This window comes from Collinsella aerofaciens, assembly GCF_015554145.1.
GTDB classification, from domain to species: Bacteria; Actinomycetota; Coriobacteriia; order Coriobacteriales; family Coriobacteriaceae; genus Collinsella; species Collinsella aerofaciens_AA.
This window is the reverse complement of record NZ_JADNHZ010000021.1, coordinates 16,837-42,804: the sequence shown is the minus strand read 5'-3', so window position 1 is coordinate 42,804 and position 25,968 is coordinate 16,837. Positions and strand designations below refer to the sequence as shown.

Genomic DNA, 25,968 nt, shown 5'->3' with positions numbered 1-25,968 from the left:
GGTTACTCATCCTCTCCGATGAAGGCGTCTGCGGAAGCGTGGGCGGCGAGCTCGGTGTCCCTCTCGGCGCGCTGGTAGAACGCGATCGCGAGGGCAAAGCCGACGATGGCGGCGCCGATGATGGGCACGTTCAGGAAGGCCGAGAGGAAGAAGCCGGCGAGCAGGTACTGGAAGTACTTGCCGGTGGGCATGTAACGCAGCAGCATCGCGATTCCGACGGCCGGGAGCATCTTGCCGGCGAGGGTGAGGCCGGAAAGGAACCACTGGGGCATAACCTCGAGGAGCCAGTTGACGGCGGGCTGGCCGAGGGTCACGGAGACAAAGACGGGCAGGGCGGCGCACAGGCCGAAGAGCACGGGGCAGACCCACAGGATGGCGTTCATCTGCTTGAACTTGCCCTCGTCGCAGAACTTCTGGGACTTCTCGACGACGAAGCCGTTGAGGATCTTGACGATGACGTCGAGCTGGATGCCGAGCATGCCGACCGGCAGGCCGATGGCGAGGCCCGTGTCCGCGCCCAGGGTCACGCCGTAGGCTGTGGCGATGATGGCCATCGTGCCGTAGTCGGGAATCGACGAGCCGCCGAAGCCCGCGACGCCGAGCTGCATGAGCTGGATGGTGCCGCCGATGACGAGGCCGGTCTGCCAGTCGCCCATGACGACACCGGTGATAAGGCCCCAGAAGACGGCATAGTTGACGAAGATCATCGGGATGCCGTAGTAGTCCACGTGCTTGATGAAGGCCAGCAGGGTCAAAAGGACGACCTGCAGGATAGTGAAGTTGACCATGATCCCTCCTTAGATGAGGTCGGCGACGGAGACGGGCTTGTCGGCGGGCACGAACTGTGCCGTCACCTTGACGCCGCGGGCGATGAGCGCCTTGTAGCTCTGGACGTTCTCGGCGGAGGCATAGGCGCGCTGGGTGAGCTGGACGCCGCCCTCCTTGACAAGAGAGCCGCCGACGATCAGCGACGGGAGCTCGATGCCCGACTCGACCAGGTGAAGGATCGTCTCGGGCTCCTTGGCGATGACAAAGACCTTCTCGCGGTCGTACTTGCCCGCCGCGAAGTTCTTGAGCGCGGTCTGCTCGGAGATGATCGAGACGGCCATGCCCGCGGGGCGCGCCATCCTCATGGTGGACTTCAGGACCTCGTCGCCGGCGACCTTGTCGTCGATGACCATGACTCGGGTCGCGCCCGACACCGGGGCCCACTGCGTCACGATGATGCCGTGAAGCAGGCGATTGTCGATTCGTGCCATAACAACACTCATGTTTGCTCCTATCAAATGAAGTTTTACGTTCGGTACTGCCTCGGCGCTATCCGGATTCGCGCCGGGCAAGGGGTTATCGGATTATTGAGGACGCGCGGTCAGCTCGCGGCGGCGCGGGGAAGGTCACTCGTCGAGCAGGAGGTCCGAGGAGCCGAGGCGCTCTTCTCGCGCCGGGGCGGCGCTCACGCTTATGTAGTCGAAGACATATGCGATCTCGCTTACGGGAACCTCTACGCGATAGCGCGTCGAGATACTCGAGAAGCTCTGCCTGAAGGACTCGATGAAATCGGCGCGTTCCTCCTCGAAGCGGTCCTGGCCAACGTAGGTCTCAATGGGGTTTCTGGTAACAAGGCGCTCGACGAGACAGCAGAGGTGGACGTAGAGCCCAATGATGGCGTTGCTGCCGATCTTCTCGCCTGTCCTGCGCTGAAGCTCGTGCACGGCGCTCTCGATCTCGTGGAATAGCCGCTCCGGGTCGAGGATGGTGATGGAGCGGATGACGTTCTGCAGCGTCATGTTCGAGAGCAACTTCTCGTGGAAAGAAGAGAGCTCGGAAGCGTCAAGCCACCTGCCGAACACGGCATCAACCTTAGAGGCGGACGCCGTCGACATGATGTCCTCGAGGGCGACGAAGGGAACGGAGGCGACCCCGGGGTCTCCCGTGCCGATGACGGCGCAGACGCGGTGCTCGGAGAAAACGGCGTCGTTCGACCCGTTCGCGACGAGCTGCTTGAAGGGCCTCGTGAGCAGGCGCGCGCCTATGGTGCGCGGGAGGCTCTGCGAGACGAGCTGGCGTATCCTTTCCGCGGCGTCGACCCCAGACTCGGAGCAGAAGACGATGGCGTCCTCACGGTTGACGCGCTCGATCACCTTGCAGTGCGTCACGCACGCGGCGGTCGCGTCGCCAAGAACCTCGGCGATGGACTTGCCGCCGAGCAGCCCAACCCCGATCTCGAGCGCAAGACCGGTAGAGACGTTGTTCACCACGCCGATAGTGGAGTCGGTAACGTTTTCGAGGGCCTTATAGGCCTCCTCCAAGGAGCCCATGTCGACGAGGAACACGACCCCGGTGCAGTAGGAATGGCGGTCGACGAGGCGCTGGAGCGGACCGACGATGTCCTTCAGCTGCTGGTCGTAGGGCATGTCGACCGCCTCGTACACATGCATGCCGAGCATACGGTTCGCCGCGTCGGCGATGCTCGTCGCCGTTGAGTAGCCGTGGGACAAGATGACGCAGAGCGTCCGAAGGGCCTTCGCATCGCGAGACTCCGATGCGACGCACAGCGTCAGAAGCGTCTTCGTGAAGTGATCGAGCGAGATTCCAAGCGCCCCTTCCACGTCTGCGGCGACCTGATCGGAGACACTCGAGGCAAACGGCAATTCGGAGGTCACGGCACCGAGGAGATGGGAGATTTGCTCCGCACAGGCAGACTTTCGCTTAGCCAGGCCGATGCCCGGCCACAACTGCAGGCAAATCTCCTGGGCCAGTAGAAAAGCGACCTTCCTCGAAAGCTCGATGCCATAAGAAGAGCCTGCGTCGGCAAGGACCGCGCCCACGACGCGCTCGAAGGCGCGCGACCTCGAGGAGGTAACGCCGCGGCCGAAGATCAAGTGATCCTCAACGCCGCGCGCAGCGGAGACAGCTTGCGAGACGAGCTCGGAGACAGAAAGCTCCCCGGCGCAGAATCGCTCATCGAGGGAGCACAGGGCATCGAGCGCCTGCTCGACCGGCCCTGTGCTCTCGGCGGCATCCAGAGACGCGTCGATCAGAACGCCATCGTCGGGCTGTTGATCGATCTGCGCGGTGGAGAGGAGCCCACTGGGAAGAAGATACGGGCGAACGACGACGTAGTCGCCCTCGCGATTGAGGAACGCTTTGGCGCAGCAGTTCGTCACGCAGGCGCGCAAGCCGGCGATGTTATCGGAAAAGTCCGCGTTCACGAGGCAACGGTATGCGCCGCGGCTGATCTTCACATCAGAACCGATTCGGCACCCCTCGCTGCGTAGGAAGCTCAAGATGAGATCCTCGCGCTCCTCGGGGGTCCGCTCCTTGAGTGAGGGGACGCGGGCACAGATGGGCATTTTGCTGTAGGCCGAGGAAACCTTCAGGTCATCGGCGGAAAGCGTCGTCGAAAGAACGAGGCGAGCGCGCGGCGCATCCTGGGAGGCATCGAGCCCGAGAGCCGTCGCAAGGCAGTGCTCCATCGCAGAGGGAGAGAGTGTCTCGATGCCGTTGACAAAGACCACACCCCCGTGCGATTTCGCGATCGACTCGTCAAGAAGCCCGTTGAACGAGGCGGCGTCCGGGACCCCGGCACAGTCGATGCGCACATAGGAGGAGTCGCGGGACAGCAAGCCCTGGTTCTTGCCGTACTCGTACACAAGGCGAGAAAGGAAAGACTTACCGACACCCACGCCGCCGCTCAAGAGGATGGGCAGGCCAAACGGAGGGTACTGAACCGCAGCCTTGCACTGCTCGACAACGGAGCTGAGGCTCAGGTCGAAGCCAACGGCACGCGCGAAGTCGCGGTGATCGGCGATTCCCGTCGCCTGGATGAGGTCGGCGAGCGAGGCGTACTCGCTTGTAGAGAGCTTTACCTGAAAACGCTTCTGGAACGCGCGGCGATGAAAATAACGGACAGGCCTGCCCGCCACCTTAACCACAAGGCCGGCGCGAACAAGGTCGTTGAGGTACTGGCTCGCCAGGCTCCTGGAGATGATGAGCGTCTCGGCGATGTCGGAGGTGGACAGACGGGCAAGGTCGTCGAGCGAGACGGCAGAGGTGAGGGCCTCGAGATGCTCGAGAATCCTGTCCCTCATGTCGACGGGTTTCTTTGCCAAGCTGTCCTGTGTGGTCTTGTCCATGACTTCTTACCTCCTCGTACAAGGAGTATAAGGGGAGAACAGAGAACGGAAGGGGGCGCGTGGGGGAATCAACAGCTCCGAGGAAAAGTCCACCACTTGAGGGGCAGAAAACAACGGCCATTGAACATTCAGGGCCGACGCTCAACACTTCGGCTCGACACTTCGCTTTGGAAAGGGCCCGGCGCGCCGGGGTCCCAACATAAAGAAGGGCCCCGGCGCGCAGGGCCTAAAGCTTAACCATGCGCGCGGCGATGCGGGCGCAGTCGCAGGCGGCCTTCTTCTCGAAAGTGTTGTAGTCACGACCCGGCCCTCGGCGCAGGGCTTGTCGCTGATGGCGCGCACGACGACGAGGGGCACGCCGTTGAGATAAGCGGCCTGCGCGATGGTGCAGCCCTCCATCTCGCAGCACAGGTCGCCGAAGGTCGCGAGGATTCGCTCCTTCTGTTCCGCGGGCGAGACGAACTGGTCGCCGGAGACGACGCGGCCCTTGAGGACCTTAATGTCGGGGGCGACGGCGGCCGCGGCGGCGCACGCCGCCAGCAAGGGCCGGAACGGATCGCGCAAGATCAAGGCGTCGCCCGGGAGGTCGGGCGTTACCGTCAGCCGGCGCCGCGTCTGCCGCATCATGAGGGAGAACGGCCTGGCCGGCGCATACGGCAGGAAGAGGTTCAAGGTGCACCCCGGGGCGGTCAACGAGGCCGACGTGTCGAACGTCGTCGCGCGCGGCTTCGGCGGCAGGGCGCCGTGCACCCATATATGCAGCGACTTGGTCTGCGTGCGCGTCGGGGCGTCGTGGAACTACGTCTGCCTGCTCGTCGACCTCTGCAACGGGGAGATCGTCGGCCACTCCGAAGGACCGAGGAGGGACGCGCGAGCTCCGAGCCAAGCTCTTGGATTACGTGCACTGGTACAACAACTTCAGGATCCACTCGACGCTGGGCTACATGTCGCCGGTCGAGTTCAGGGAGGTGGGGCCGTCCCTCCCGGAATCGTCCAAATAAGTGTTGCCAATCCATAGCCAATCCAGCCATCATCTTCGCGAAGGCGGACGTCAGGAAAAGCTCGGCTTGAGCTCGGTCGGACGCGGTCTGTGGGGCATCATTCAGGCTCAGGGGGTCTCCTTGTCTTCTTCGGTCGCAACCTGAATGATAGGGACGGCCCCTTCTCTCTTTCCCCTTCGTTTTCGACGCGTCACCCTCTCGGCGGGCTTAAGGCCCGCGCTCGCGGGTGCAGGGGCTACGCCCAAACCCCAAAAACGTAACGCCGTGCTCGAAGCGTTTCCGGACGTCAGCGTAATCTCAAATCCCGTTCGTCAACTCATGGGCAAGCCACCTGAGACTACTCATTTCTCCTACTGGCAATGAAGACCTGCGACCTGCAGTTTTGCAAACTGCTTGAAAGCCACCTGCGTTGATTCACTTCCTATTGCAGCTGGCGGCTTGCACGCGAAAAGGCATTTAAGTTTCAAAACGGGCGTTTTCGGCGCTATCGAGCCTCCAAAGGCATCCCGCCGCGCCCTTTGGGACAAAAACAAAAACTCAAAGCCCTGAGTTCGAAAATAGTTTTTGGAGTTGTCCCGACTTTTGTCCCCGAAGCCGACGAAACGCGACAGGGTGTCACCTGGCGGCACTCGATTCGAGACGGCACCGAAAACTGGATGCAACCGGAATGACGGGACGGCAGAACCGAAGCCATCGAGTGGGGATAGAAAAAGGCCCGGGTGCCGTGGCATCCGGGCCTTTGCTAGCAACTTGATGTTGCGGGCAGCTTAAAACTTGTGGCCGCACTTCTTGCAGACGCGCAGCTTGTTCTTGCCGTCCTTCTCGTGACCGACGCGGGTAACCTTACCGCACTCGGGGCAGACGAGATTGACGTTGGAGGCGTCGATGGGAGCCTCCTGCGAAACGATGCCGCCCTGCTGGTTGGCAGCGTTGGGCTTGACGGCCTTCTTGACGACCGAAACGCCCTCGACAACGACCTTGTTCTCGGCGGGGAGAGCACGCAGGACAACGCCCTGCTTGCCGCGATCCTTACCAGAGAGAACCTGGACCTTATCGCCCTTCTTGATATACATATATCTCCCCTAACTACAGGGTCTCGGGAGCGAGCGAGACGATCTTCATGTACTTCTTGTCACGAAGCTCGCGAGCGACGGGCCCGAAGATACGGGTGCCGACGGGCGAACCATCGTTGTTGATGACAACGCAGGCGTTCTCATCAAAGCGAATGTAGGAGCCATCCTTGCGGCGGATCTCCTTAACGGTGCGAACGACGACGCAACGGACAACGTCCTTCTTCTTGACGTTGGCGCCAGGGGTAGCCTCCTGGACAGCACCGATGAACACATCGCCGATGCCTGCATAACGACGCTTGGAACCGCCAAGCACCTTGATGCAGCGAATCTTGCGAGCGCCGGAGTTGTCGGCGACGTTCAGCATGGTTTGCATCTGAATCATGGTAGATGTTCCTCCGAACTAAGAACCGAAGAGAGGTGCGCAGCCTTTATACGGCCCGTGGTATGCAAGCCAGGCATACGCACATCTTCGGAAACGTACAAGTCGTAAGAGCGACTGCTTATTTAGCGCGCTCGACGACCTCGATGAGGCGCCAACGCTTCATCTTGGACATAGGACGGGTCTCCATAACGCGGACGGTGTCGCCCACGCCAGCCGTGCACTCCTCGTCGTGAGCGTGCAGCTTCTTGGAGCTGGTCATCATCTTGCCGTACTTGGGGTGACGCTTGCGCTCGGTGATGGTGACAACAATGGTCTTGGCACCGGAGACGGAGGTAACGACACCCGTACGGACCTTACGCGAGTTACGCGAATCAGTCATGTTCTCTCCTTAGGTCCTACTCGGCGACAGCGGACTTCTCCGCTGCGATCTCGCGGGCGCGCTGCTCCGTGAGGACGCGAGCGATGTCCTTCTTCACGGTGTTGACGCGAGCGGTGTTGTCCAGCTGGCTGGTGGCCATCTGGAAACGAAGGTTAAAGAGCTCGGCGCGCATTTCCTTCAGCTTCTCAACGAGCTGAGCGTCCGAGAGCTCACGAATCTCTGCGGGCTTCATTAGTTCTCCTCCTTGGCGGCGGCGGCGTCCTCAGCAGCCCACTTGGCCTCGAGAGCGGCCTCCTCAGCCATCTCCTTCTCGATGCGCTGCTCAGCGTTCTTGGCAGCAACAATCTTGGTCTTGATGGGAAGCTTGTGCTGTGCAAGACGCAGAGCCTCGCGAGCGACCTCCTCGGGCACGCCCTTGACCTCGAACATGATGCGGCCGGGCTTGACGACGGCCACCCACTCCTCGGGGTTACCCTTACCAGAACCCATGCGAGTCTCGGCAGGCTTCTTGGTGATGGGCTTATCGGGGAAGATCGTGATGTAGACACGACCGCCACGCTTCATGTAGCGGGTCATGGCAATACGAGCGGCCTCGATCTGACGGTTGGTGATCCAATGGGCCTCGAGAGCCTGGATACCAAACTCGCCGAAATGCAGCTCGGTATTACCCTTGGCCTGGCCCTTCATGGAGCCACGCTGCACCTTGCGGTGAAGAATACGCTTAGGGGCAAGCACTACTGACCCCTCCTCTCGGAGTTACGACGACGAGGACGGGAAGAGCCCTCGAGTGCAGGGTTGGGAACGGGCTGGCCCGGGAGCTTCTCGCCCAGGTAGATCCAGACCTTCACGCCGCAAGCGCCCATGGTGGTGCTGGCGACAGCCGTGCCGTAGTCGATCTTGGCACGGAGGGTGTGCAGAGGCACGCGACCCTCGCGGTACCACTCACGACGGCCCATCTCGGCACCGCCGAGACGACCGGAGCACTGGATACGGATGCCCTTAGCGCCGGCCTTGCGGGCAGACTGGACAGCCTTGCGCATAGCGCGACGGAAGGCAACGCGGCCCTCGAGCTGCTCGGCGATAGACTGAGCAACGAGGTTGGCGTCGAGCTCGGGGCGCTTGATCTCGACAACGTCGACGGAGAGCTGGCCCTTGGAGACGCCAGCGACCTTCTCGAGCTCGGTGCGGAGGGTATCGATCTCGGCACCCTTCTTACCGATGACAACGCCGGGGCGAGCGGTGAGGATGATGACCTTCACCTTGTCGCCAGCGCGCTCGATCTCGACGCGGGAGACAGCTGCGCGGGAAAGACGCTTCTCGAGGTACTTGCGGATCTCGAGATCGTTACCGAGGGTCTTAGCGTAATCCTTCTCTGCGAACCAGCGGGAGCGCCAGTTCTCGGTGATGCCAAGACGGAAGCCGGTGGGGTAGACTTTCTGACCCATACAGCTTTACGCCTCCTTTCGAGGAGCAACGACGACGGTGATGTGGGAAGTACGCTTCAGAATGCGAGAAGCGGAACCCTTGGCGCGGGGACGGATGCGCTTAAGCGTCGGACCCTCGTCAACATAGGCAGCGGCGACAACCAGGTTGTCAGCACGCAGACCGTTGTTGTTCTCGGCGTTCGCAACGGCGGAACGGAGAACCTTCTCGACATCCACGGCGACGGCGCGGTCGCAGAAGTGGAGGATGTCGAAGGCCTGAGCGACAGGCTTGCGGCGGATCAGATCGACCACCAGGCGGGCCTTGCTGGGGGAAACACGCACGTACTTAGCGACGGCGCGAACCTCGGTGGCCTCAGTTTCAATAGACTTAGTTGCCATTTACGGTTAACCCCCTATTTGGCCTTGTGGCCACGGAACGTACGAGTCGGCGCGAACTCGCCGAGCTTGTGACCAACCATGGACTCGGTAACATACACGGGCACATGCTTGCGGCCGTCGTGGACGGCGATGGTGTGACCAACCATCTCGGGGAAGATGGTGGACGCGCGGGACCAGGTCTTCACGACGTCCTTCTTGCCAGCCTCGTTCATCGCGGTGATACGCGAGAGAAGGCGAGTCTCCACGAACGGGCCCTTTTTGAGACTTCTGCTCATAAGTGCTTTCTCCTAAAACTCGGTATCCGAAATTACTTCTTACGGCGACGAATGATGTGCTGGTTCGAGACCTTCTTCTTCTTGCGCGTACGAAGGCCCTTCGTCGGCTTACCCCAGGGGGTAACAGAGGGACGACCAGAGGTGTGGTTCTTGCCCTCGCCACCGCCGTGCGGGTGGTCGACAGGGTTCATGACGGTACCGCGGACGGTCGGGCGCACGTTCATGTGACGCTTACGGCCGGCCTTGCCGATGACGATGTTGGCGTGATCGGCGTTGCCGACCTCACCGACGGTGGCGCGGCAGGTAACGAGGATGCGGCGCATCTCGGAGGAAGGCATACGGACGATAGCGTACTTGCCCTCCTTACCCATCAGCTGGCAGGAGTTACCGGCGGAACGGGCGATAGCAGCGCCCTTGCCCGGCTGGAACTCGACGGCGTGGATGAGCGTACCGACGGGGATGTCGGCGAGGGGCAGAGCGTTGCCCGGCTTGATGTCGGCGTCAGAACCGGACATGATGGTCTGACCGACCTCGAGGCCCTTGGGGGCCAGGATGTAGCGCTTCTCACCGTCAGCGTAGTGCAGCAGAGCGATGCGAGCGGAACGGTTCGGATCGTACTCGATCGTGGCAACCTTGGCGGGCACGCCGTCCTTGTTGCGCTTGAAGTCGATCACGCGGTAACGACGCTTCACGCCGCCGCCCTGGTGGCGGGTGGTGATGCGGCCGTTGTTGTTACGACCGGCCTTCTTGGGCAGGGGCTCGAGAAGAGACTTCTCGGGCTTGGTGCAGGTGATCTCGGAGAAATCGGAGATCGTCTGCCAACGCCTACCAGCGGAGGTCGGCTTAAGGTGCTTTACAGCCATTACAATCCCTTTCAATAGGAATCCGTTAGCCATCGCAGACAGGGATTCGAGGTTCTGCCTCGGGTGCGATGACACCGGACGTATACACGGTTCCGGGCGTGTCCATTTTATACGCCCGAAACCTTGAGCTCTCGCCTCCCCTATTTGGGAGGCATGAGCTCACTCAACAGCAGCGAGTCTTAGGCCTGGTTGCCAAAGACCTCGATGGTGTCGCCCTCGGCCAGCGTGACGATGGCCTTCTTCCAAGAACGGGTCTTGCCGGCGACATAGCGCACGCGCTTGGTCTTGGGCTTGACCGTCAGGGTGTTCACGCGAACGACCTTGACGCCGAAGATCTCCTCGACAGCGTCCTTGATCTGATACTTGTTAGCATCCTTGGCGACCTCGAACGTGTACTTGTTCAGCTCCATGCCGGAGAAGGAACGCTCGGACACGATCGGACGGATGATGATCTCGTGGGCGGTCATTTATGCAAGCACCTCCCCGAAGTGAGCGGCGATGTCGGCGGGCATCAGCACAGCGTTGTTGTTGACGAGATCGTAGGTGTTGGCCTCGTCGGCAGTGATGATGAACGTCTTGGGAATGTTGCGGAACGACAGGTAGGCGTTGACGTCCTCATCGCGAACGATGATGGTCAGACGCTTGCCCTCAAGGCCGAGAGCCTTGAGCATGGCGACGGCAGCCTTGGTGGAAGGCTTCTCGAAGCCGTAGTCGTCGACGAGCACGAGCTCGCCATCGGCCAGCTTGGCGGACAGCGCGGAGCGCATAGCCAGCTTGACCTCCTTGTTGTTCATACGCTTAGCGTAGGAACGGGGCTTGGGGGCGAAGACAACGCCACCGTGACGCCACTGGGCAGCACGGATGGAACCCTGGCGGGCACGGCCGGTGCCCTTCTGACGCCAAGGCTTCTTGCCGCCACCGGAAACCTCAGAGCGGCCCTTAGCGGACTGGGTGCCCTGACGCCAAGAGGCCATCTGGCACTTGACGATGTGGTGCATAACGTGGATGTTCGGCTCGATGCCGTACACCTCAGCGGCGAGCTCGGCCTCGGCGACCTTCTTGCCCTCGCTGTTCTTTACTTCAAACTTTGCCATTTAAGTGTTCTCCTTGGTATGACGCTGGGCTAAATGGGCTGGGCCCTTAGGCCATACGGATGGCGACGAGACCATTCTTGGCACCCGGGACAGCGCCCTTGACCAAGATGAGGTTCTGCTCGGCATCGATGCGGACAACGGAAAGGTTCTTGACGGTAACGCGCTCGTTACCCATGTGACCGGCCATCTTGACGCCCTTGAGGACGCGCGCAGGATAGGCGCACTGACCGATAGAACCGGGGTGACGCTGGAAGTGAGAACCATGCGTCATAGGACCGCGGCGCTGACCCCAGCGCTTGATGCGACCCTGGAAGCCCTTACCCTTGGAGGTACCGATGACGTCGACCTTCTCGACATCAGCGAAATCAGCGACGGTGACGACCTCGCCGACCTTGTGCTCCTCGCCGTTCTCGACGCGGACCTCACGAAGGAAGCGGACAGGCTCGACGCCAGCCTTGGCGAAGTGACCAGCCATGGGCTTGTTCACGTTCTTGGCCTTGATGTCGCCGAAACCGATCTGGACGGCGTCATAGCCGTCGGTTGCCTGAGTTTTAACCTGCGAGACAGCGCAGGGGCCAGCCTGGATGACCGTGACGGGAACGACGTTATCGTCCTCGTCCCAAACCTGGGTCATGCCAATCTTGCGGCCGAGAATCATGCTGATCAAGATATGATCCCAACTCTCGCGTGGTCTTGGGACAATGCGTACACCACCGAGCGTACGCCCCTAGAGGACCACTACTTACACGATGTGCTCCCCAGTCTTGTATTGCGCCCGGACTACCTGACAACCCTATTAAGCAGGCATTTTGTCCAGCCAGAATACTCCCCTGGTTTCACACAGCTGTTTAGTATACACGGCTGCGGGCGTATCCATCGAGATTCATATTTCACTCACATTGTTTACGCAGGTAAAGTGCGTGGATGGCTCCCGAGCACGGCGGAGGGCCGGAGAAATATATTAAGGTCCCTGCTCTACAGTCCTGCGCAAGACGGAGAGCACATTAAGTGCTCTCCTTTGCGTGCGGAACTCGCGATGACCTTAATATATTTCTCCGGCCCTCCGCCGTGCTCGGGAGACGACACGTTGATGTCTGCTTAACTCTGCTCGCTCAGGCTAATGACTTTGTTGGGGGTCCACTATTTGCTGGAGGGTGAACTTGCATTGCATTGGCTCGCCCTCTACTTGTGGCTCCGCCTCATCGAAATCAAAAATCATGATGGCGCAGTTGGGAAGTTTTGCTGGGAGCTCGAAGCCCTCTGGGGCTGCAGCCTTGATGAATTGGCGGCTGGCGCTGCCGTGGCTTACTGCTAGGAGGGTTTCGATGCCCTCGGCGCCCATGAGATTGGTGAGGGTGGCTACCATGCGCTCCTGCAGGGCATGACTTCCTTCTCCTCCGAAGGGGACCAGGTCCTCGCCCGGGTCCCAGACGTCGGTGGGCAGGGCGTCGTGGGGGCCTTCTTCGAAGGTGCCGTAGCTGCGCTCGATGATGCCTTCGCAGGGCTCGACTGCTGCGTCCGGGCCAAGGAGTTCGGTAGCGACGAGCTGAGCTGTGTCCATGGCCCGGCCTAAGGGCGAAGAGACCACTTTATCCGGGACGACACCGTGGGCTTTGAGCCATGCGGCTGCCGTCCGTGCCTGCTGACGGCCCAGGTTGGTCAGCGGTGAATCGCAGCGGCCCTGGACCAGCTTTTTGACGTTGAACTCCGTCTGACCGTGGCGGAGTAGGTATAGGCGCTTCATGCTCTCCCCTTCTGCATAACTTGCTTTTTCGGCACAGCCCTACTCGTGGGTATGGCCTACGTAGTCTTCGTCGATCGTGATCTTGGCGACCGACTTGGGATATTCCGATTCGACCCGTTTCGCCAGCGCGCGCTTCAGGTCCTCGGCGCTCATCGCCAAATCCGAGGGACGTACGCAGTCAAAGATCACGTTGGTATGCGTGGGGCCCGGAACACAGCGTAGGTCGTGGATCGAGAGGCGGCTATCAATCTCTTGAGCCATAGCGTTGATGCGCAAGCGCATGCTCGCCACTTTGGGGTCGTCGGTCACGATGGGGTCGTAATGGAGCGTGACGATCATGCCGTCTTCGTTCCTAAACGACTGCTCGATGTTATCGAGCGTGTCGTGGCTTTCCAGCGGGCTTGCCTCGGCCGCCATCTCGGCGTGCGCGCTTGCAAACTTCCTGCCCGGACCGTAATCGTGAACCATTAGGTCATGAACACCCAAAACGCCGGGGTAGCTCATGATCTTGTCTCGAATGTGCTTGACCAGCTTTGGATCGGGTGCCTGGCCCAAAAGCGGGCTCACCGTATCCTGGATGAGCTCAAAGCCGCTCCAGCCAATATAGGCGCCAACGGCAAGGCCGACCCATGCGTCAAGATTGATGTGCGTCACCTGCGAAACAATTGCGCACGTCAGCACAGCACCCGTAGCTAGGACATCGTTCTTTGAGTCCTGAGCGGTCGCATGCAGCGTCTCGGACTCAATGCGATCGCCGAGCTTTTGGTTGAGGGCCGCCATCCAGAGCTTAACAATCATCGAAAGCACCAAGACTGCCACCAGGGCAAGCGAGAACTCGACAGGTTCGGGGTGGATGATGCGCTCAACCGAGGACTTCACCAGCTCAACGCCAATCAGCAGCACGAGCGCCGCCACGACCAGACCCGAGAGATACTCGTAGCGGCCATGTCCGTAAGGATGCTCGGGGTCGGCCGGCTTGCCCGCCAGCTTAAAGCCAAGCACGCTCACGATGTTCGAGCTGGCATCGGACAGGTTGTTCATGGCGTCCGCCACAATCGAAACCGATCCCGACAGCACGCCAATTGCACCCTTCGCAGCGCAAAGCGCAACATTGGCGAGAATACACACTATGCCCGTCAACGTTCCCACGCGCGCACGGTCGCCCTGCGCACGACGAACAATCCACTCGACCATCCTCATCAGTCCCCACGGTACTACCTATATATCTATTTCTCAAACGGATTGTAGTGTAGCCACTTTGTCCTCCAGATACAAAAAGGCCGCAGCCCACACGGGCCGCAGCCTTGGAATATGACAAAGGAATCGTCCTTTTGTCGCACAGATTTATGCGCTTGCTTCAGCAGCGCTCGCCACTGTTTCGAGCGAATCAGCTGCGTCTTCTGCCGCCTGCATCTTTGTCGGCACCACGCCAAAACAGCAGCTCAGCGCCGCAGACACCGCAAATGCTGCGCCGCCGGCAGCGCAGCACCACAGCAGATTCGAGATGCCGCCCGTGGCAAAGCCAATGACCATGAGGACATTCGTCATACCGATGGTATAAGCCGTAACGTGGCCCACGGCCGCAACAAGGCCTCCGACGGCGCCGCCAACGGCCATGCACGTCAGACACCTGCCATATTTAAAGCCGCATCCGTACAGCGCTGGCTCGCTTACGCCGCCAAGAATCCCCGAGATTGAATAGCCCAGCATGAGCGCCTTCTCGTCCTTATCCGCAACGCGGAGCGACGCGCCAAAGGGCATACCCCAAACGGCGAACGTTGCCATCGTCGCGGCGATCAGGATGCACGAATCCGTTCCCACACTCATAAACTGCGCATAGGCGAGCGATAGGACAACGTTGCTGACACCCGCGATCTTAAGAAACTCCCAGCCCGCGGCAAGCCCCATGAGCGTGAGCAGCGACACGATGCCACCGGAATTGCCAAGCATAAACATAAGCTGTCCCAACAGCATGCCCAGATAGCTGCCTGCCGGCGCCGTAACACACAGCGACACCGGAACCATGACAAGCATGGTTGCAAACGGTACAAAAGAAAACGCCACAGCCTGAGGGATAGTGCGCTTAAAGAAACGCTCCACCTGCCATAGCACGGGCACCGAGATGAGAACCGGAATAACAGTCGTCGTGTAATCGTTGACCGGCGCGGGAAGCAGACCATACACGAAAGTCATCGATGCCCCCGTCGTCGATGCGGCATCAACGAGCTTAAGCAGATCGGGCACAATCAATACGCCGCCCAGCATCATGCCCAGCTGCTCCGAGCAACCGAGCTGGCGGGCAGCGGCCCAACCAAGATAGATGGGCAAAAAGTAATAGCCAGCGTTATACAGCCAGCTGTAAAACAGGCGATAGATTTCGGAATCGGCAGGCCATAGACCAAGCATGCCTTCGCCCATAATGACGGCAACGGTGCGGAACAGCGCCGCGCAGACAATAAACGGCAACGCCGACATCATGCTTTTGGACAGATAGTCCACCACGGCCATGGCGTTTGATGAAACCGTCGTTGTAAACGAGGTGTTAGAAACTTGTGACATGGAACGCCTTTCCCAATGTGACATGCGGACTGTCCCTTTGTCACATCGTGCGGTACTGACCGATTGCGCGGTACTTTTCGTAGCGGAGGTTTGTGAGGGTCGCGTCGTCGAGCTGCCCAAGCGTATCGAAGGCATCAAATGCCGAGGACATGACGACACCGGCGATCTCCTCATGCGACAGGCCCCTATCGTCAACAATGCCGTCGATGATGCCGAGCGCCAACAGATCGGGGGCCGTGAGCTTAAGCGCCTCAGCGGCCTCATTCGCGCGCTCGGTATCCTTCCACAGGATCGACGCACAGGCCTCGGGGCTCACGACCGAATAGGCCGAGCTCGAGAGCATCAGGATGCGGTCGGCCACGGACAGCGCCAGCGCGCCACCAGAGCCGCCCTCGCCTGTCACCACCGAGACAATCGGCGTCTTAAGGCCGCTCATCTCCATGAGATTCTGGGCAATCGCCTCGCCCTGGCCGCGCTCCTCGGCACCGATGCCGCAAAACGCGCCCGAAGTATCAACCAGGCACAGAACCGGCCGACCAAATTTCTCGGCTTGGTGCATCAGGCGACGTGCCTTGCGGTAGCCCTCGGGATGTGCCATACCAAAGTTGCGACGCATGCGCTCTTTGGTCGTGGTACCGCGCTCGATGGCGATAACCGTCACGGGTCGCCCGTCTTTCCAGCCGATGCCGCCCACCACGGCAGCATCGTCGCCAAAGTAGCGGTCGCCGTGCAGCTCTACGAATCCGTCGAGACCCAACGAGATCATCTCGCCTGCCGTGGCGCGGTTCGCCGAGCGAGTCTGTTTGACGATTTCGAGCGCGCTTTTTGGTGCGGCCGAGCGCTTAAACAAGTGTCCCAGCTTTTTGTCGCGACGACCCGTATGCACGATCTCATGCGGTGCCCCCAGGCCGGGCGCGTGCCCTTCGTGCAGCGCCAGCAGCTCGCCTACCGTGAGCGCAATCTCACCACGCGGAACAACGGCATCGCAAAAGCCGTGCTCCAGCAAAAACTCGGAACGCTGGAATCCCTTGGGCAGACGCTTGTGCATGTTCTGCTCGATCACGCGCGGGCCGGCAAATGCTGTCAGGGCATCGGGCTCGGCCAGGATAATGTCGCCCTCCATGGCAAAGCTCGCGGTTACGCCTCCGGTCGTGGGGTCGGTGAGCACCGTGATGTACAGGCCGCCCGCCTCGCTGTGGCGCCTAACCGCCGCAGAAATCTTGGCCATCTGCATGAGCGAGGTCACGCCCTCCTGCATGCGGGCGCCGCCCGATACGGTAAAGCCAACGACCGGCAGCCCCAACTCGGCCGCGCGCTCAAAGACACGACAGATCTTCTCGCCCACCACGGAGCCCATTGAGCCCATCATAAAGTTGGCATCCATAAAGAAGAGCGCGGTATCGCAGCCGCAGATTTTGCCCCTGCCGCACACAACGGCATCGCGCTCGCCCGAACGCTCGCTCACGCTCTTAAGCTTGTCGGCATAACCGGGAAACGAGAGGAAGTCCTTCGACGCCAGATTGGCATCCCATTCCTCAAAGGTACCCGCGTCGACCGTCATGCGCATGCGCGCGCGACCGCTCACGCGAAAGTGTTTGCCGCAACGAGGGCAGACCTCGAGGTTGTCGTGCAGGCGCGCCTCATCGATCACACGGCGGCACTCCGGGCATTTGACAAACACGTGGCGCGCGGGGAACTCGGCGCACGACTCGGTTATCGGCCCCTCAAGGACATTGACCGTCTTCGCTTTTCTATTCATCAGCATAGAGATGCCCCATCAGATCGGTGTGATACATGCCCGACAAAAACTCGTCGTTTGCCAGCACGTCGAGCTGAAGCTCGCTATTTTCGCTCACGCCCTCAATCACGAGCTCGCCCAGGGCCGAGCGCATCTTGCGAATGGCACCGTCACGCGTGGGCGCGCACACGATGAGCTTGCCGAGCATGGAGTCGTAGTACGGCGGAACTTTCGCTCCGGTAAACATGGCGGAATCCCAGCGCACGCGCGGACCACCCGGCACACGCAACGCGGTGACCGTTCCACATGACGGTAGAAAGTCCGGCGTTTCGGCATTGATGCGGCACTCCATGGCGTGGTTGCGGACCGGTACGTCCTCCTGCTCAAAGGGCAGAGGCTGGCCGGCAGCCACGCGCAGCTGCCACTTAACCAGGTCGGTATCGGTCACAAACTCCGTAACCGGATGCTCCACCTGCAAGCGCGTGTTCATTTCCATAAAGTAGAAATTGCCGTCATCTGAGTACAAAAACTCGATGGTGCCAGCGCCCTCATAGCCAACGGCACGAGCCAGGTCGCGCGCGGCCTTGTGCATACGGGCACGAATATCGTCGCGTCCGTCGAGGCACGGCGCGGGGCTCTCCTCGATCAGCTTTTGGTTGCGGCGCTGCACCGAGCACTCGCGCTCGCCGAGTGAAAACACATGGCCCTGCTTATCGGCCATAATCTGTACCTCAACGTGATGCGCCGGCGCGACGAACTTCTCCATGTAGCACTCGCCGTCGCCAAAAACGGCCTCGCCCTCGGCACGCGCCTCGATGAACGCCTTTGCCGCGTCTTCCACGCGCTCGACCTTGCGAATACCGCGACCGCCACCGCCGGCACGCGCCTTGATGAGCACGGGACAGCCGATGCGCTCGGCCTCGGCCGTCGCCTCCTCGGGGCTTTTGAGCAAATCGCAGCCCGGCACGATGGGCACGCCCGCGGCAGCAGCCGTTCGGCGTGCGGCGTCCTTGTCGCCCATGCTGTCGATCACCTCGGCCGAAGGACCGACAAACGCCAGACCGTACTTGTCGCAGTCGCGCACGAAGCTCGCCTTCTCGGAGAAAAAGCCATAGCCGGGATGGATCGCCTTTGCCCCCGACTTTACGGCACAGGTGAGCACGGCATCGTCGTTGAGGTAGCTCTCGGCAAGACGCGGGCCGCCGATGCAATACGCCTCGTCGGCAAGCTGCACGTGCAGCGCGTCCGCATCGGCCGTGGAATAAACGGCGACGGTCTTGATGCCCATATCGCGGCACGCGCGGATAACACGGACCGCGACTTCGCCGCGGTTGGCGATGAGCACTTTGTCGAACATGAAGCCTTCCTTAACTTTCGTGCATGAGTGCAAAAGACATATCGGCGCGGCAGCAAACCTCACCGTTGACGCTCGCGGTACCCGTCGCAAAGCGGAACGGCCCGCGCGCACGCGTGATGGAGCACACCAGATCCACCGTGTCGCCCGGGCGCACCGGACGCTTAAAGCGCACCTTGTCCAGACTCGTGTAGAACGGCGTCGCGCCGCGCGCCTCCTCATCGCCCATCAGCAGCACGCAGCAGTTCTGGGCGAGCATCTCGCACTGGATCACGCCGGGGACGACCGGGTTTCCCGGAAAATGCCCCTGCAAAAAGTACTCGTCGCCCGTAATCGTGATCTTGCCGTGGGCCTCGTCGCCCACCAGCTCGGCTTCGTCGAGCAAAAGCATCGGCTCGCGATGCGGCAACAGCTTCTTGAGCTCTTCTTTGTTCATGGATATCACCTATCCGATCCTCATGAGGCAGCTGCCAAACTCCACGAGGTCGCCGTCGGCCACGCAGATCTCGAGCACCTCGCCATCCGTCTCTGCCGTCACCTCGTTGAGGACCTTCATGGCCTCGATGATGCAGAGGGTCTCGCCGGCCTTGACCTTGGAGCCCACGCGCACAAACGGCTCGTCGCCCGGCGCCGGGGCAGCATAGAAAACGCCGACCATGGGAGCGGCCACCTCGGTGCCCTTGGGCTCCGGTGCGGCGGCAGGCGCCTGCGCGGCGGGTTCCGGTGCGGCAGGCGCGACTGCGGGAGCTGCAACTTGAGCGGCCATGGCGCTCGGCATGGGCATGGGCACGGCAACCGGCTGCGCGGCGCTCGCGCGCTCGAGCTCGACCGCGGTGCCATCGGGCTCCTCAACACGTACGCGCGTGAGGCCGCGGTCCTCCATAACATCGGCTATCTCGGCAAGTCTTTTGGAATCCATGCTCTAGCTCCTTGCATATCTACGCAGCGCGATGGCGGCGTTGTGCCCGCCAAAGCCCAGGTTGGTCGAAAGCGCCCAGGTAAGGTCGGCGCGAACCGCGCGATTAGGTGTGTAATCAAGATCGCAGGCGGGATCGGGCGTGTGGTAGTTAATGGTCGGGGGCACCACGCCCTGCTCGAGCGCCATGGCGCAGGCCATGACCTCGATGGCGCCCGTGGCGCCGATCATGTGCCCGGTCATCGACTTGGTTGACGAGACGTGCGCAGCGCGTGCCGCGTCCTCGCCGAGCGCACGCTTAATGCCCGCCGTCTCGGACGAATCGTTGAGTTTGGTCGAGGTGCCGTGGGCGTTGATGTAGAGGCCCTCGGACGGCTTAACGTCGCCCTCGGCCACCGCCAGCGATATCGCACGGGCAATGCCGGCGGCATCGGGGTCGGGGCTCGTAATGTGATAGGCATCATCGGTGTTGCCGTAGCCCACGACCTCGGCATAAATGTGCGCACCGCGCGCCTGCGCATGCTCCATGCTCTCGAGCACGAGCACGCAGGCGCCCTCACCCATCACAAAGCCATCGCGGTCTGCGTCGAACGGGCGGCAGGCCGTCGCGGGATCGGGGTTGGTAGTCAATGCGCGGCAGGACGTAAAGCCCGCAACGGCATCGGGGATAATGGCCGCCTCGGCACCGCCCGCGAGGATCGCGTCGGCATAGCCGTGCTTGATAGCACGGAACGCCTCGCCCACCGCATGGGCCGAGGTCGCGCACGCAGTCACGACTGGCAGGGTCGGTCCCTTTGCCTTGTGACGGATTGCGATATTGCCCGATGCCATGTTGGGGATCATCATCGCGATCATGTAAGGCGATGCGCGGCGGGGCCCACGGTCGGCAATCGTATGGACGTTGTCGACGAGCGTCTGCATGCCGCCCACGCCCGACCCCACGTAAACGCCCAGGCGCTCGCGATCGATGGCGCCTTCGGCATCAAAGCCCGCATCGTGCATGGCCTCGTCCGAAGCCGCCATCGCAAACTGAACGCAGGGGTCCAGATGCTTGGCGTCACGCTTGCCAAAGTACTCGTTGCCGTCAAAGCCCTTGACCTCGGCCGCCACCTTGACGGTAAACGCATCGGTATCGAAGTGCGTAATCGGGCCGATGCCGCACGTGCCGGCGCACATTGCCGCCCAGGTGGCAAGTGCGGTGTTGCCGAGCGGCGATACGGCACCGATGCCGGTGATTGCAACTCTCTGTTCCATCATGGTCTCCTCATCCAAGCCGTTCTTCGGCCCTGGTTTCTACATCGCCATTCCGCCGTCGACGCGTACGACCTCGCCCGTAATGTAGGCCGCCGCGTCGCTCGCCAAAAAGCGCACCACGCCGGCCACTTCCTCGGGACGTGCCATACGCTTAAGGGGAATCTGCTCCTCGGTTGCCGCACGCACCTTCTCCGAGAGCTTTGCCGTCATATCTGTCTCGACAAACCCGGGGGCGACCGCGTTCACTCGTACGCCGCGGGGCGCAAGCTCGCGCGCCACCGCCTTGGTAAGCCCTATCACACCCGCCTTGGAGGCAGCGTAGTTGGCTTGCCCGGCATTGCCCATCAGGCCCACGACCGAGCTCATGTTGACGACGCAGCCGCCGCGCTGGCGCATAAAGGTCTTGGTGAGTGCGCGCATCATATTGAATGTTCCCTTGAGATTGACATCGAGCACGCGATCGAATGCGTCATCGCCCATGCGCATGAGCAGGCCATCGCGGGTGATGCCGGCGTTGTTGACGAGCGCCCAGATTGAGCCGAAGTCGCTCAGGACCGCCTCCACGCATGCGTTGACGGCATCGGGGTCGGCCACGTCACATTGATATGCGCGCGCCGTGGCGCCAGCCGCCTCGCAGGCTTTGCACGTCTCGCGTGCCGCATCGACGCTGCCGGCATAGACGACGGCAATATCGTAGCCATCCTCCGCCAGGCCCACGGCACAAGCGCGGCCGATACCCCGCGAGCCGCCCGTGATTAGTGCCACGCGATGTGAGTCGTTGCGCTCGAGCGCGCCGTTGTTCAAGTTGCCCATGTCATTCCTTTCGGGTTACAGCCCTGTGGACTATGCGAGCTCGTTGGCGATAGCTGCGACCTGCTCGGCCGTTTCGCACGAATACACGCGAACGTCGCTCAGCGTACGCTTGACCAGGCCCGACAGCGTTTTGCCAGGACCGACCTCAATAAACGTGTCGATGCCCTGATCCTGCAGAGCATGCAGCGTGTCGGCCCAGCGAACGGCATGACTCACCTGGTTGGCCAAGACATCCGATGCCGCTCGCGGGTCCGCCGGATAGGGCGCCGCCGTCATGTTTGCCATGACCGGAATCAGCAGCGGAGACGGCGCGTGGCCGTCTTGGATATACGTCGCCAGCCCCTCAGTCGCCTCGGCCATATAGGGGCTATGGAATGCACCCGACACCGCGACTTTCATAGCGCGGCCGCTAGCCTCTTTTACTAGGACGTCGAGCTCCTGCAGCGCCTCGGGCGCTCCGGCAACAACCGTCTGCTGCGGACTGTTGTAATTGACCGGCCAGCAGTCCTCGCCGGCCTGTTTTGCCAGGCCCTCGACTTGCGCCGCATCGAGTTTGATGACGGCGCGCATGCCGCCGGGGTGACGCTCGGCCGCCGTGGCCATCAATGCCGCGCGCTCACACACGAGCTCAAAACCCGCTCGCGTATCGAATGCCCCCGCGAAGGTGAGTGCTGCGACCTCGCCCAGCGAGAATCCCGCACAGGCGGCAGGCACCACGCCGCGCTCGCGCAGGGCGACGGCGACAGCTAAGTCGTGCACGAACACGCAAGGCTGCGTGTTCTCGGTCTGCGAGAGCTCCTCTTTCGAGGCGCTCCGGCACTGCTTGCTCGTCCCCGGGCGCACCTCGTCGGCAATGGCGAACAGCTCGGCAGCCGCCGGCGATGCCTCGATGAGGTCGACACCCATCGCGGGATGCTGGGCACCCTGACCGGCAAACAGAAACGCTACGCTACCCATGTGGACGCACCCTTCAGGACATGCTCGGCGCCATCGACCAGATCGTCGACGATTTCGCGTGCGCTCTGGCGTTCGTTGACCATGCCGGCAATCTGTCCGCACAAATACGAACCCTCTTCGTAATTTCCGTCCTTTGCGGCTTTACGAAGCGCGCCCGTGCCCATGGCCCCGAGCTCCTCGGGGCTTGCGCCCGCCGCCTCGTTCTTGGCATACGCGTTGGTGAAGGGGCTCTTGAGGGCGCGAACCGGATGTCCCGTCGAGCGACCGGTCGCACGCGTCGACGTATCGCCTGCCTTGAGCACCAGCTCTTTGTACTGTTCGGATACGGTGCACTCGTTTGCGACCAGAAAGCGTGTTCCCACCTGGACGCCGGCAGCGCCGAGCATAAAGGCGGCCGCCACACCACGGCCATCGGCGATGCCGCCGGCCGCCACCACGGGGATATCGACCGCATCGACAACCTGCGGCACCAATGCCATCGTCGAGGTCTCGCCAATATGGCCGCCCGATTCGGTGCCCTCGGCAACCACGGCAGTAGCTCCGCGACGCGCCACGAGACGCGCCAGCGCCACCGAGGCAACGACCGGGATGACCTTGATGCCCGCCTCGTTCCACGCCTTCATGTACTTGGTGGGATTGCCGGCGCCCGTCACGACGACCGGCACTCGCTCGTCAATAACGACCTGCGCGACCTCGTCGGCAAACGGGCTCATGAGCATGACGTTGACGCCAAAGGGCTTATCCGTCCTGGCGCGCAGCTCGTGAATCTGGCCGCGCAGCCAGTTGGCGTCGGCGTTCATGGCCGCGATGATCCCTAAGCCGCCCGCCTCGGACACAGCGGACGCCAGCGAGGCGTCGGCAATCCAGGCCATACCGCCCTGGAACACGGGCTTTTCGATGCCGAGCAGATCGCAGAGAGGAGACTTGAGCATCACTACTTCTCCAATGCCGCCTCGACCGTATCGGCGAACTCGCCGACCGTCTTGGGGTTCTCCTCGGTATCGAGCTGGATGCCAAACTCATCCTCGACGGCTACGAGGATCTCGACGGTGCCCAGGCTGTCGAGACCAATCTCCTCGAGCGTGGACTCGGGCTTCATCTCGACGTCGTCAAGGCCAGCGGTCTCGCGGATCACGTCGCAAACGCGCTCGAAGGTCTTCTGATCTGCCATGGTAGTTCTCCTTTGTTTGTGCCCTAGGGGCGGTTTCATTTCCTATGTGCGCCTACTTCCAACGAAGTAGATAGCCACCTATATCCAGGCCGGCGCCAAATCCAACGAGGGCGATGGTGTCGCCCGCATTCAGTGCGTTGGTGCGCGCCAGCCGATCAAGCGCAAAGGGAATGCAGGCGCTCGAAATGTTGCCGGTCTCGCGCAGCGTTCGAACCACGCGCTTGTCTGGCACACCGAGGCGCTTGACCGCCTGGCTCAGGATTCGTTCGTTAGCCTGATGGAATACAAAATGGTCGATGTCCTCGACCGAAATGCCCGCATCGCTCGCAAGCTTATGGACCGTGTCGCAGATCGCGTTGACGCCGAACTTGAACACGCGGCGACCATTCATGGACAGCACGCTCTCACTATCTGCGGAGGCCTTAAACGGCGAGGTGCCGACCAGACCGGGAACGCACAACGTCTCGACGTCGGGCGCCGTCGAAAGCTCAACGGCAAGGGGGCTGTCTCCCCCGGCCTCAATCACCGCGGCACCAGCCCCATCGCCAAAGAGCACGCAAGTGGCGCGGTCGGTCCAGTCGAGCGCGCGCGTCATCTGCTCGGCAGCAACGACAAGCACATGCTTGGCTCGTCCTCGGGCGATATAGCCCTCGGCGACATCGAGCGCAAATACGAAGCCGGCGCAGGCAGCCGAGACATCGAAAGCAGGGCACGTCGCGCCCAGTCGCTCAGCAACGGCGCACGCTTCGGCGGGAACAAGGTGGTCACCCGTCGTCGTCGAGCAGACGATCAGATCCAGCTGGCTCGCGTCGATTCCGGACACCTGGAGTGCCCGCTCGCTCGCCGCTACGGCAAGATCGTCAAGCGACTCGGTGGTGCAGACGTGGCGACACTTAATACCTGTGCGGGTAAAAATCCACTCATCCGAGGTATCGAGGAACTCGGACAGCTCGTCATTGGAAACACTGCACTTAGGAAGCGCCGAGCCTGTTCCAAGAATCGTGAAACCCATCACTAACCTCCTTTGAGTTGTTGACGTGTTTACATCGACCAAGAGAGGATAGCGCATTTCAGTCATTGTTGACGTGTTAACATTAAATTGTCCAAATGCGACAAAGGCTTCACATTGTGTCTGTCTCTCGACACCATTGCGTTATTCACTTATTCATTAAGGAGGTAGCAGCCGTTATGGATGCCAAATTAACGATAGTCGACATAACCGGATCGACCAACGATGACCTGCTCGAAGCAGGTAAACAGGGAGCGCCGCATGGCACAGGACTTGCCGCCCTGGCTCAGACAGCAGGACGCGGCCGGCGCGGCCACAAGTGGGATTCAACCGCCGGCAACTTATTGCTTTCGATTGTCCTGCGTCCATGCGTTAATCCTGCAAAGTACTCTGGTCTTGCCGCCGTCAGCGGCCTAGCGGTACTCGAGGCGCTCGAAAAGCAGGGTCTTGCAAACGAGATTCGCCTCAAATGGCCCAACGACTTGGTCGCTCGAGGGCGCAAACTCGGCGGCATTCTGGTCGAGGCCGCACGCGATAACGAAGGCAAAACTTTCGCCGTCTGCGGCATTGGCGTCAATGTGAACTATGTGCCCTCAGAGGTTCCCGATGGCGGCCTACCGGCAATCGGCCTGTCTAACCTCAACGAGAACGTTCCCGCCGTCGATGTGCTGCTCAAGGAGGTCTATCACACCGTCGTAAACGCTGTGGACGCGTGGGCAGATCTGCTCAACGCCATGGAAGAAAACGCCGGACCGCTCGCGCCCATCCACGGCGAATATATCACTCACCTCAATTGGATTGGGGAGCACGTTATCGCCCGCTCCCCCGCAGGAGACGAACTGGCGCGAGGCATCTTTAAAACCGTCGATACCTTTGGACGCACGTGTATCGAAACGGAATACGGCTTGCGATCCTTCCATTTTGAGGAGGCGTCGCTGCGCCCCTTGGGCGAATAGGGCGCCGCAGCCACCTACTCAGCAGCATTACCAGGCAGTCAAAACCCATCATGCAAAACAAAAGAGCCCCGCTACCGTAATGGCAGCGGGGCTCTGTAAGCTATGAGCGATATCGCTTAGAGCTTGATGTCGATGTCGACGCCAGCGGGGAGGTCGAGACGCATGAGCGAATCAACGGTGCCCGAGGTGGGGTCGAGGATGTCGATGAGGCGCTTGTGGGTGCGCATCTCGAACTGCTCACGGGAGTCCTTGTTCACGTGCGGCGAGCGGATAACCGTGTACAGGTTGCGCTCGGTGGGCAGGGGGACAGGACCGGAAACGCGAGCGCCGGTCTTCTGAGCGGTCTCGACGATGAGCTTCGCGGACTGATCGACGACCTCGTGATCATAGCCCTTGAGGCGAATGCGGATCTTCTGGGTAGCCAACTTAAACCTCCAAAGAGTGCGAGAGATGTTCTCGCGGATTACGTAA

The 25,968-nt window shown here is 61.4% G+C and carries 31 protein-coding genes and 2 pseudogenes; 3 read left to right on the top strand and 30 right to left on the bottom strand.

Translation table 11 applies throughout. The annotated features are described in order from the left end of the window. Positions 1 to 2: 2 nt before the first annotated feature. From I2E13_RS08665 to I2E13_RS08650, 4 genes are all read right to left on the bottom strand, one after another. Positions 3 to 788, bottom strand: coding sequence for a PTS mannose/fructose/sorbose/N-acetylgalactosamine transporter subunit IIC (locus tag I2E13_RS08665; protein ID WP_117563755.1), 786 nt, complete (start codon positions 786 to 788; stop codon positions 3 to 5). A gap of 9 nt (positions 789 to 797) precedes the next feature. Next, a complete protein-coding gene (locus I2E13_RS08660) occupies positions 798 to 1,271 on the bottom strand; it encodes a PTS system mannose/fructose/N-acetylgalactosamine-transporter subunit IIB (RefSeq protein WP_055287016.1) in 474 nt (157 codons plus the stop codon). 123 nt (positions 1,272 to 1,394) lie between these two features. After that, on the bottom strand, positions 1,395 to 4,136 hold the full coding sequence (locus I2E13_RS08655) for a PRD domain-containing protein (protein WP_195404834.1): 2,742 nt from the start codon (positions 4,134 to 4,136) through the stop codon (positions 1,395 to 1,397). Positions 4,137 to 4,277: 141 nt separating this feature from the next. Then, a complete protein-coding gene (locus I2E13_RS08650) occupies positions 4,278 to 4,679 on the bottom strand; it encodes a phosphorylase family protein (protein ID WP_199569833.1) in 402 nt (133 codons plus the stop codon). On the opposite strand from I2E13_RS08650, the pseudogene I2E13_RS10985 reads away from it, so the two are divergent. Both I2E13_RS10985 and I2E13_RS10980 read left to right on the top strand, forming a co-directional pair. After that, a pseudogene (locus I2E13_RS10985) lies at positions 4,636 to 4,743 on the top strand (hypothetical protein); the annotation flags it as partial. The gene I2E13_RS08650 and the pseudogene I2E13_RS10985 sit on opposite strands and share 44 nt — an antisense overlap. A 292-nt stretch (positions 4,744 to 5,035) precedes the next feature. Then, positions 5,036 to 5,137 (top strand): IS3 family transposase, encoded by a 102-nt coding sequence (locus I2E13_RS10980; protein ID WP_271817630.1) that lies wholly within the window; start codon positions 5,036 to 5,038, stop codon positions 5,135 to 5,137. A 767-nt stretch (positions 5,138 to 5,904) separates the two neighbouring features. On the opposite strand, the gene rplX is transcribed toward I2E13_RS10980, so the two are convergent. The 25 genes and pseudogenes from rplX to I2E13_RS08520 form a co-directional block, all read right to left on the bottom strand. Beyond that, complete coding sequence (rplX, locus tag I2E13_RS08640; RefSeq protein WP_006235043.1) at positions 5,905 to 6,210, bottom strand: 50S ribosomal protein L24; 306 nt, start codon at positions 6,208 to 6,210, stop codon at positions 5,905 to 5,907. Between the two features lie 13 nt (positions 6,211 to 6,223). Then, the gene (rplN, locus tag I2E13_RS08635) at positions 6,224 to 6,592 is read right to left on the bottom strand and encodes a 50S ribosomal protein L14 (RefSeq protein ID WP_006235041.1); all 369 of its coding nucleotides are present in this window, start codon (positions 6,590 to 6,592) and stop codon (positions 6,224 to 6,226) included. Between the two features lie 118 nt (positions 6,593 to 6,710). Further along, entirely contained in the window at positions 6,711 to 6,971 is a 261-nt protein-coding gene (gene rpsQ / locus I2E13_RS08630; RefSeq protein ID WP_006235040.1) for a 30S ribosomal protein S17, read from the bottom strand. 16 nt (positions 6,972 to 6,987) lie between these two features. Continuing rightward, the gene (gene rpmC, locus I2E13_RS08625; RefSeq protein ID WP_006235039.1) at positions 6,988 to 7,203 is read right to left on the bottom strand and encodes a 50S ribosomal protein L29; all 216 of its coding nucleotides are present in this window, start codon (positions 7,201 to 7,203) and stop codon (positions 6,988 to 6,990) included. 86 nt (positions 7,204 to 7,289) lie between these two features. Then, positions 7,290 to 7,706, bottom strand: a pseudogene (gene rplP, locus I2E13_RS08620) (50S ribosomal protein L16); the annotation flags it as partial. Continuing rightward, positions 7,706 to 8,416 carry a 30S ribosomal protein S3 gene (gene rpsC / locus I2E13_RS08615; RefSeq protein ID WP_006235037.1) on the bottom strand — a complete coding sequence of 237 codons (711 nt, stop codon included), beginning with the start codon at positions 8,414 to 8,416 and terminating at the stop codon, positions 7,706 to 7,708. The pseudogene rplP and the gene rpsC, both read right to left, overlap by 1 nt. A gap of 6 nt (positions 8,417 to 8,422) precedes the next feature. After that, a complete protein-coding gene (gene rplV, locus I2E13_RS08610) occupies positions 8,423 to 8,794 on the bottom strand; it encodes a 50S ribosomal protein L22 (protein WP_006235036.1) in 372 nt (123 codons plus the stop codon). 14 nt (positions 8,795 to 8,808) lie between these two features. Then, complete coding sequence (rpsS, locus tag I2E13_RS08605) at positions 8,809 to 9,069, bottom strand: 30S ribosomal protein S19 (RefSeq protein WP_006235035.1); 261 nt, start codon at positions 9,067 to 9,069, stop codon at positions 8,809 to 8,811. Positions 9,070 to 9,101: 32 nt separating this feature from the next. Next, the gene (rplB, locus tag I2E13_RS08600; RefSeq protein ID WP_055250219.1) at positions 9,102 to 9,932 is read right to left on the bottom strand and encodes a 50S ribosomal protein L2; all 831 of its coding nucleotides are present in this window, start codon (positions 9,930 to 9,932) and stop codon (positions 9,102 to 9,104) included. 179 nt (positions 9,933 to 10,111) lie between these two features. Continuing rightward, positions 10,112 to 10,399 carry a 50S ribosomal protein L23 gene (gene rplW / locus I2E13_RS08595; RefSeq protein WP_022094197.1) on the bottom strand — a complete coding sequence of 96 codons (288 nt, stop codon included), beginning with the start codon at positions 10,397 to 10,399 and terminating at the stop codon, positions 10,112 to 10,114. Next, entirely contained in the window at positions 10,400 to 11,026 is a 627-nt protein-coding gene (rplD, locus tag I2E13_RS08590; protein ID WP_006235032.1) for a 50S ribosomal protein L4, read from the bottom strand. It abuts the gene before it with no gap. A gap of 46 nt (positions 11,027 to 11,072) precedes the next feature. Then, on the bottom strand, positions 11,073 to 11,693 hold the full coding sequence (rplC, locus tag I2E13_RS08585) for a 50S ribosomal protein L3 (protein WP_035137484.1): 621 nt from the start codon (positions 11,691 to 11,693) through the stop codon (positions 11,073 to 11,075). Positions 11,694 to 12,143: 450 nt separating this feature from the next. Next, the gene (locus I2E13_RS08580; RefSeq protein ID WP_195404833.1) at positions 12,144 to 12,770 is read right to left on the bottom strand and encodes a histidine phosphatase family protein; all 627 of its coding nucleotides are present in this window, start codon (positions 12,768 to 12,770) and stop codon (positions 12,144 to 12,146) included. 39 nt (positions 12,771 to 12,809) lie between these two features. Continuing rightward, positions 12,810 to 13,964, bottom strand: a complete 1,155-nt coding sequence (locus I2E13_RS08575) for a cation diffusion facilitator family transporter (RefSeq protein WP_195404832.1) — start codon at positions 13,962 to 13,964, stop codon at positions 12,810 to 12,812. Between the two features lie 150 nt (positions 13,965 to 14,114). Beyond that, the gene (locus I2E13_RS08570; protein ID WP_195404831.1) at positions 14,115 to 15,329 is read right to left on the bottom strand and encodes a PTS fructose transporter subunit IIB; all 1,215 of its coding nucleotides are present in this window, start codon (positions 15,327 to 15,329) and stop codon (positions 14,115 to 14,117) included. 40 nt (positions 15,330 to 15,369) lie between these two features. Further along, the gene (gene accD, locus I2E13_RS08565; RefSeq protein ID WP_089572485.1) at positions 15,370 to 17,094 is read right to left on the bottom strand and encodes an acetyl-CoA carboxylase, carboxyltransferase subunit beta; all 1,725 of its coding nucleotides are present in this window, start codon (positions 17,092 to 17,094) and stop codon (positions 15,370 to 15,372) included. Beyond that, entirely contained in the window at positions 17,081 to 18,424 is a 1,344-nt protein-coding gene (locus I2E13_RS08560; RefSeq protein ID WP_118449975.1) for an acetyl-CoA carboxylase biotin carboxylase subunit, read from the bottom strand. The genes accD and I2E13_RS08560 overlap by 14 nt, the downstream gene beginning before the upstream one ends. Before the next feature lie 10 nt (positions 18,425 to 18,434). After that, positions 18,435 to 18,857 carry a 3-hydroxyacyl-ACP dehydratase FabZ gene (gene fabZ, locus I2E13_RS08555; RefSeq protein WP_099432064.1) on the bottom strand — a complete coding sequence of 141 codons (423 nt, stop codon included), beginning with the start codon at positions 18,855 to 18,857 and terminating at the stop codon, positions 18,435 to 18,437. A gap of 9 nt (positions 18,858 to 18,866) precedes the next feature. Continuing rightward, on the bottom strand, positions 18,867 to 19,340 hold the full coding sequence (gene accB, locus I2E13_RS08550) for an acetyl-CoA carboxylase biotin carboxyl carrier protein (protein ID WP_195404830.1): 474 nt from the start codon (positions 19,338 to 19,340) through the stop codon (positions 18,867 to 18,869). A gap of 3 nt (positions 19,341 to 19,343) precedes the next feature. Continuing rightward, positions 19,344 to 20,591, bottom strand: coding sequence for a beta-ketoacyl-ACP synthase II (gene fabF / locus I2E13_RS08545; protein ID WP_195404829.1), 1,248 nt, complete (start codon positions 20,589 to 20,591; stop codon positions 19,344 to 19,346). A gap of 39 nt (positions 20,592 to 20,630) precedes the next feature. Continuing rightward, entirely contained in the window at positions 20,631 to 21,404 is a 774-nt protein-coding gene (gene fabG / locus I2E13_RS08540) for a 3-oxoacyl-[acyl-carrier-protein] reductase (protein ID WP_195404828.1), read from the bottom strand. Positions 21,405 to 21,434: 30 nt separating this feature from the next. Next, a complete protein-coding gene (locus tag I2E13_RS08535; RefSeq protein WP_195404827.1) occupies positions 21,435 to 22,361 on the bottom strand; it encodes an ACP S-malonyltransferase in 927 nt (308 codons plus the stop codon). Beyond that, positions 22,349 to 23,293 (bottom strand): enoyl-[acyl-carrier-protein] reductase FabK, encoded by a 945-nt coding sequence (fabK, locus tag I2E13_RS08530; protein WP_195404826.1) that lies wholly within the window; start codon positions 23,291 to 23,293, stop codon positions 22,349 to 22,351. Before fabK ends, I2E13_RS08535 begins: the two co-directional genes overlap by 13 nt. A gap of 2 nt (positions 23,294 to 23,295) precedes the next feature. Continuing rightward, a complete protein-coding gene (locus I2E13_RS08525) occupies positions 23,296 to 23,532 on the bottom strand; it encodes an acyl carrier protein (RefSeq protein ID WP_006235019.1) in 237 nt (78 codons plus the stop codon). Between the two features lie 52 nt (positions 23,533 to 23,584). Continuing rightward, a complete protein-coding gene (locus I2E13_RS08520; protein WP_195404825.1) occupies positions 23,585 to 24,544 on the bottom strand; it encodes a 3-oxoacyl-ACP synthase III family protein in 960 nt (319 codons plus the stop codon). 176 nt (positions 24,545 to 24,720) lie between these two features. On the opposite strand from I2E13_RS08520, the gene I2E13_RS08515 reads away from it, so the two are divergent. Further along, positions 24,721 to 25,497 (top strand): biotin--[acetyl-CoA-carboxylase] ligase, encoded by a 777-nt coding sequence (locus I2E13_RS08515; RefSeq protein ID WP_195404824.1) that lies wholly within the window; start codon positions 24,721 to 24,723, stop codon positions 25,495 to 25,497. A gap of 116 nt (positions 25,498 to 25,613) precedes the next feature. Here I2E13_RS08515 and rpsJ read toward each other — a convergent pair whose 3' ends face one another. Next, positions 25,614 to 25,922 carry a 30S ribosomal protein S10 gene (gene rpsJ / locus I2E13_RS08510; protein ID WP_022094184.1) on the bottom strand — a complete coding sequence of 103 codons (309 nt, stop codon included), beginning with the start codon at positions 25,920 to 25,922 and terminating at the stop codon, positions 25,614 to 25,616. Positions 25,923 to 25,968: the final 46 nt, after the last annotated feature.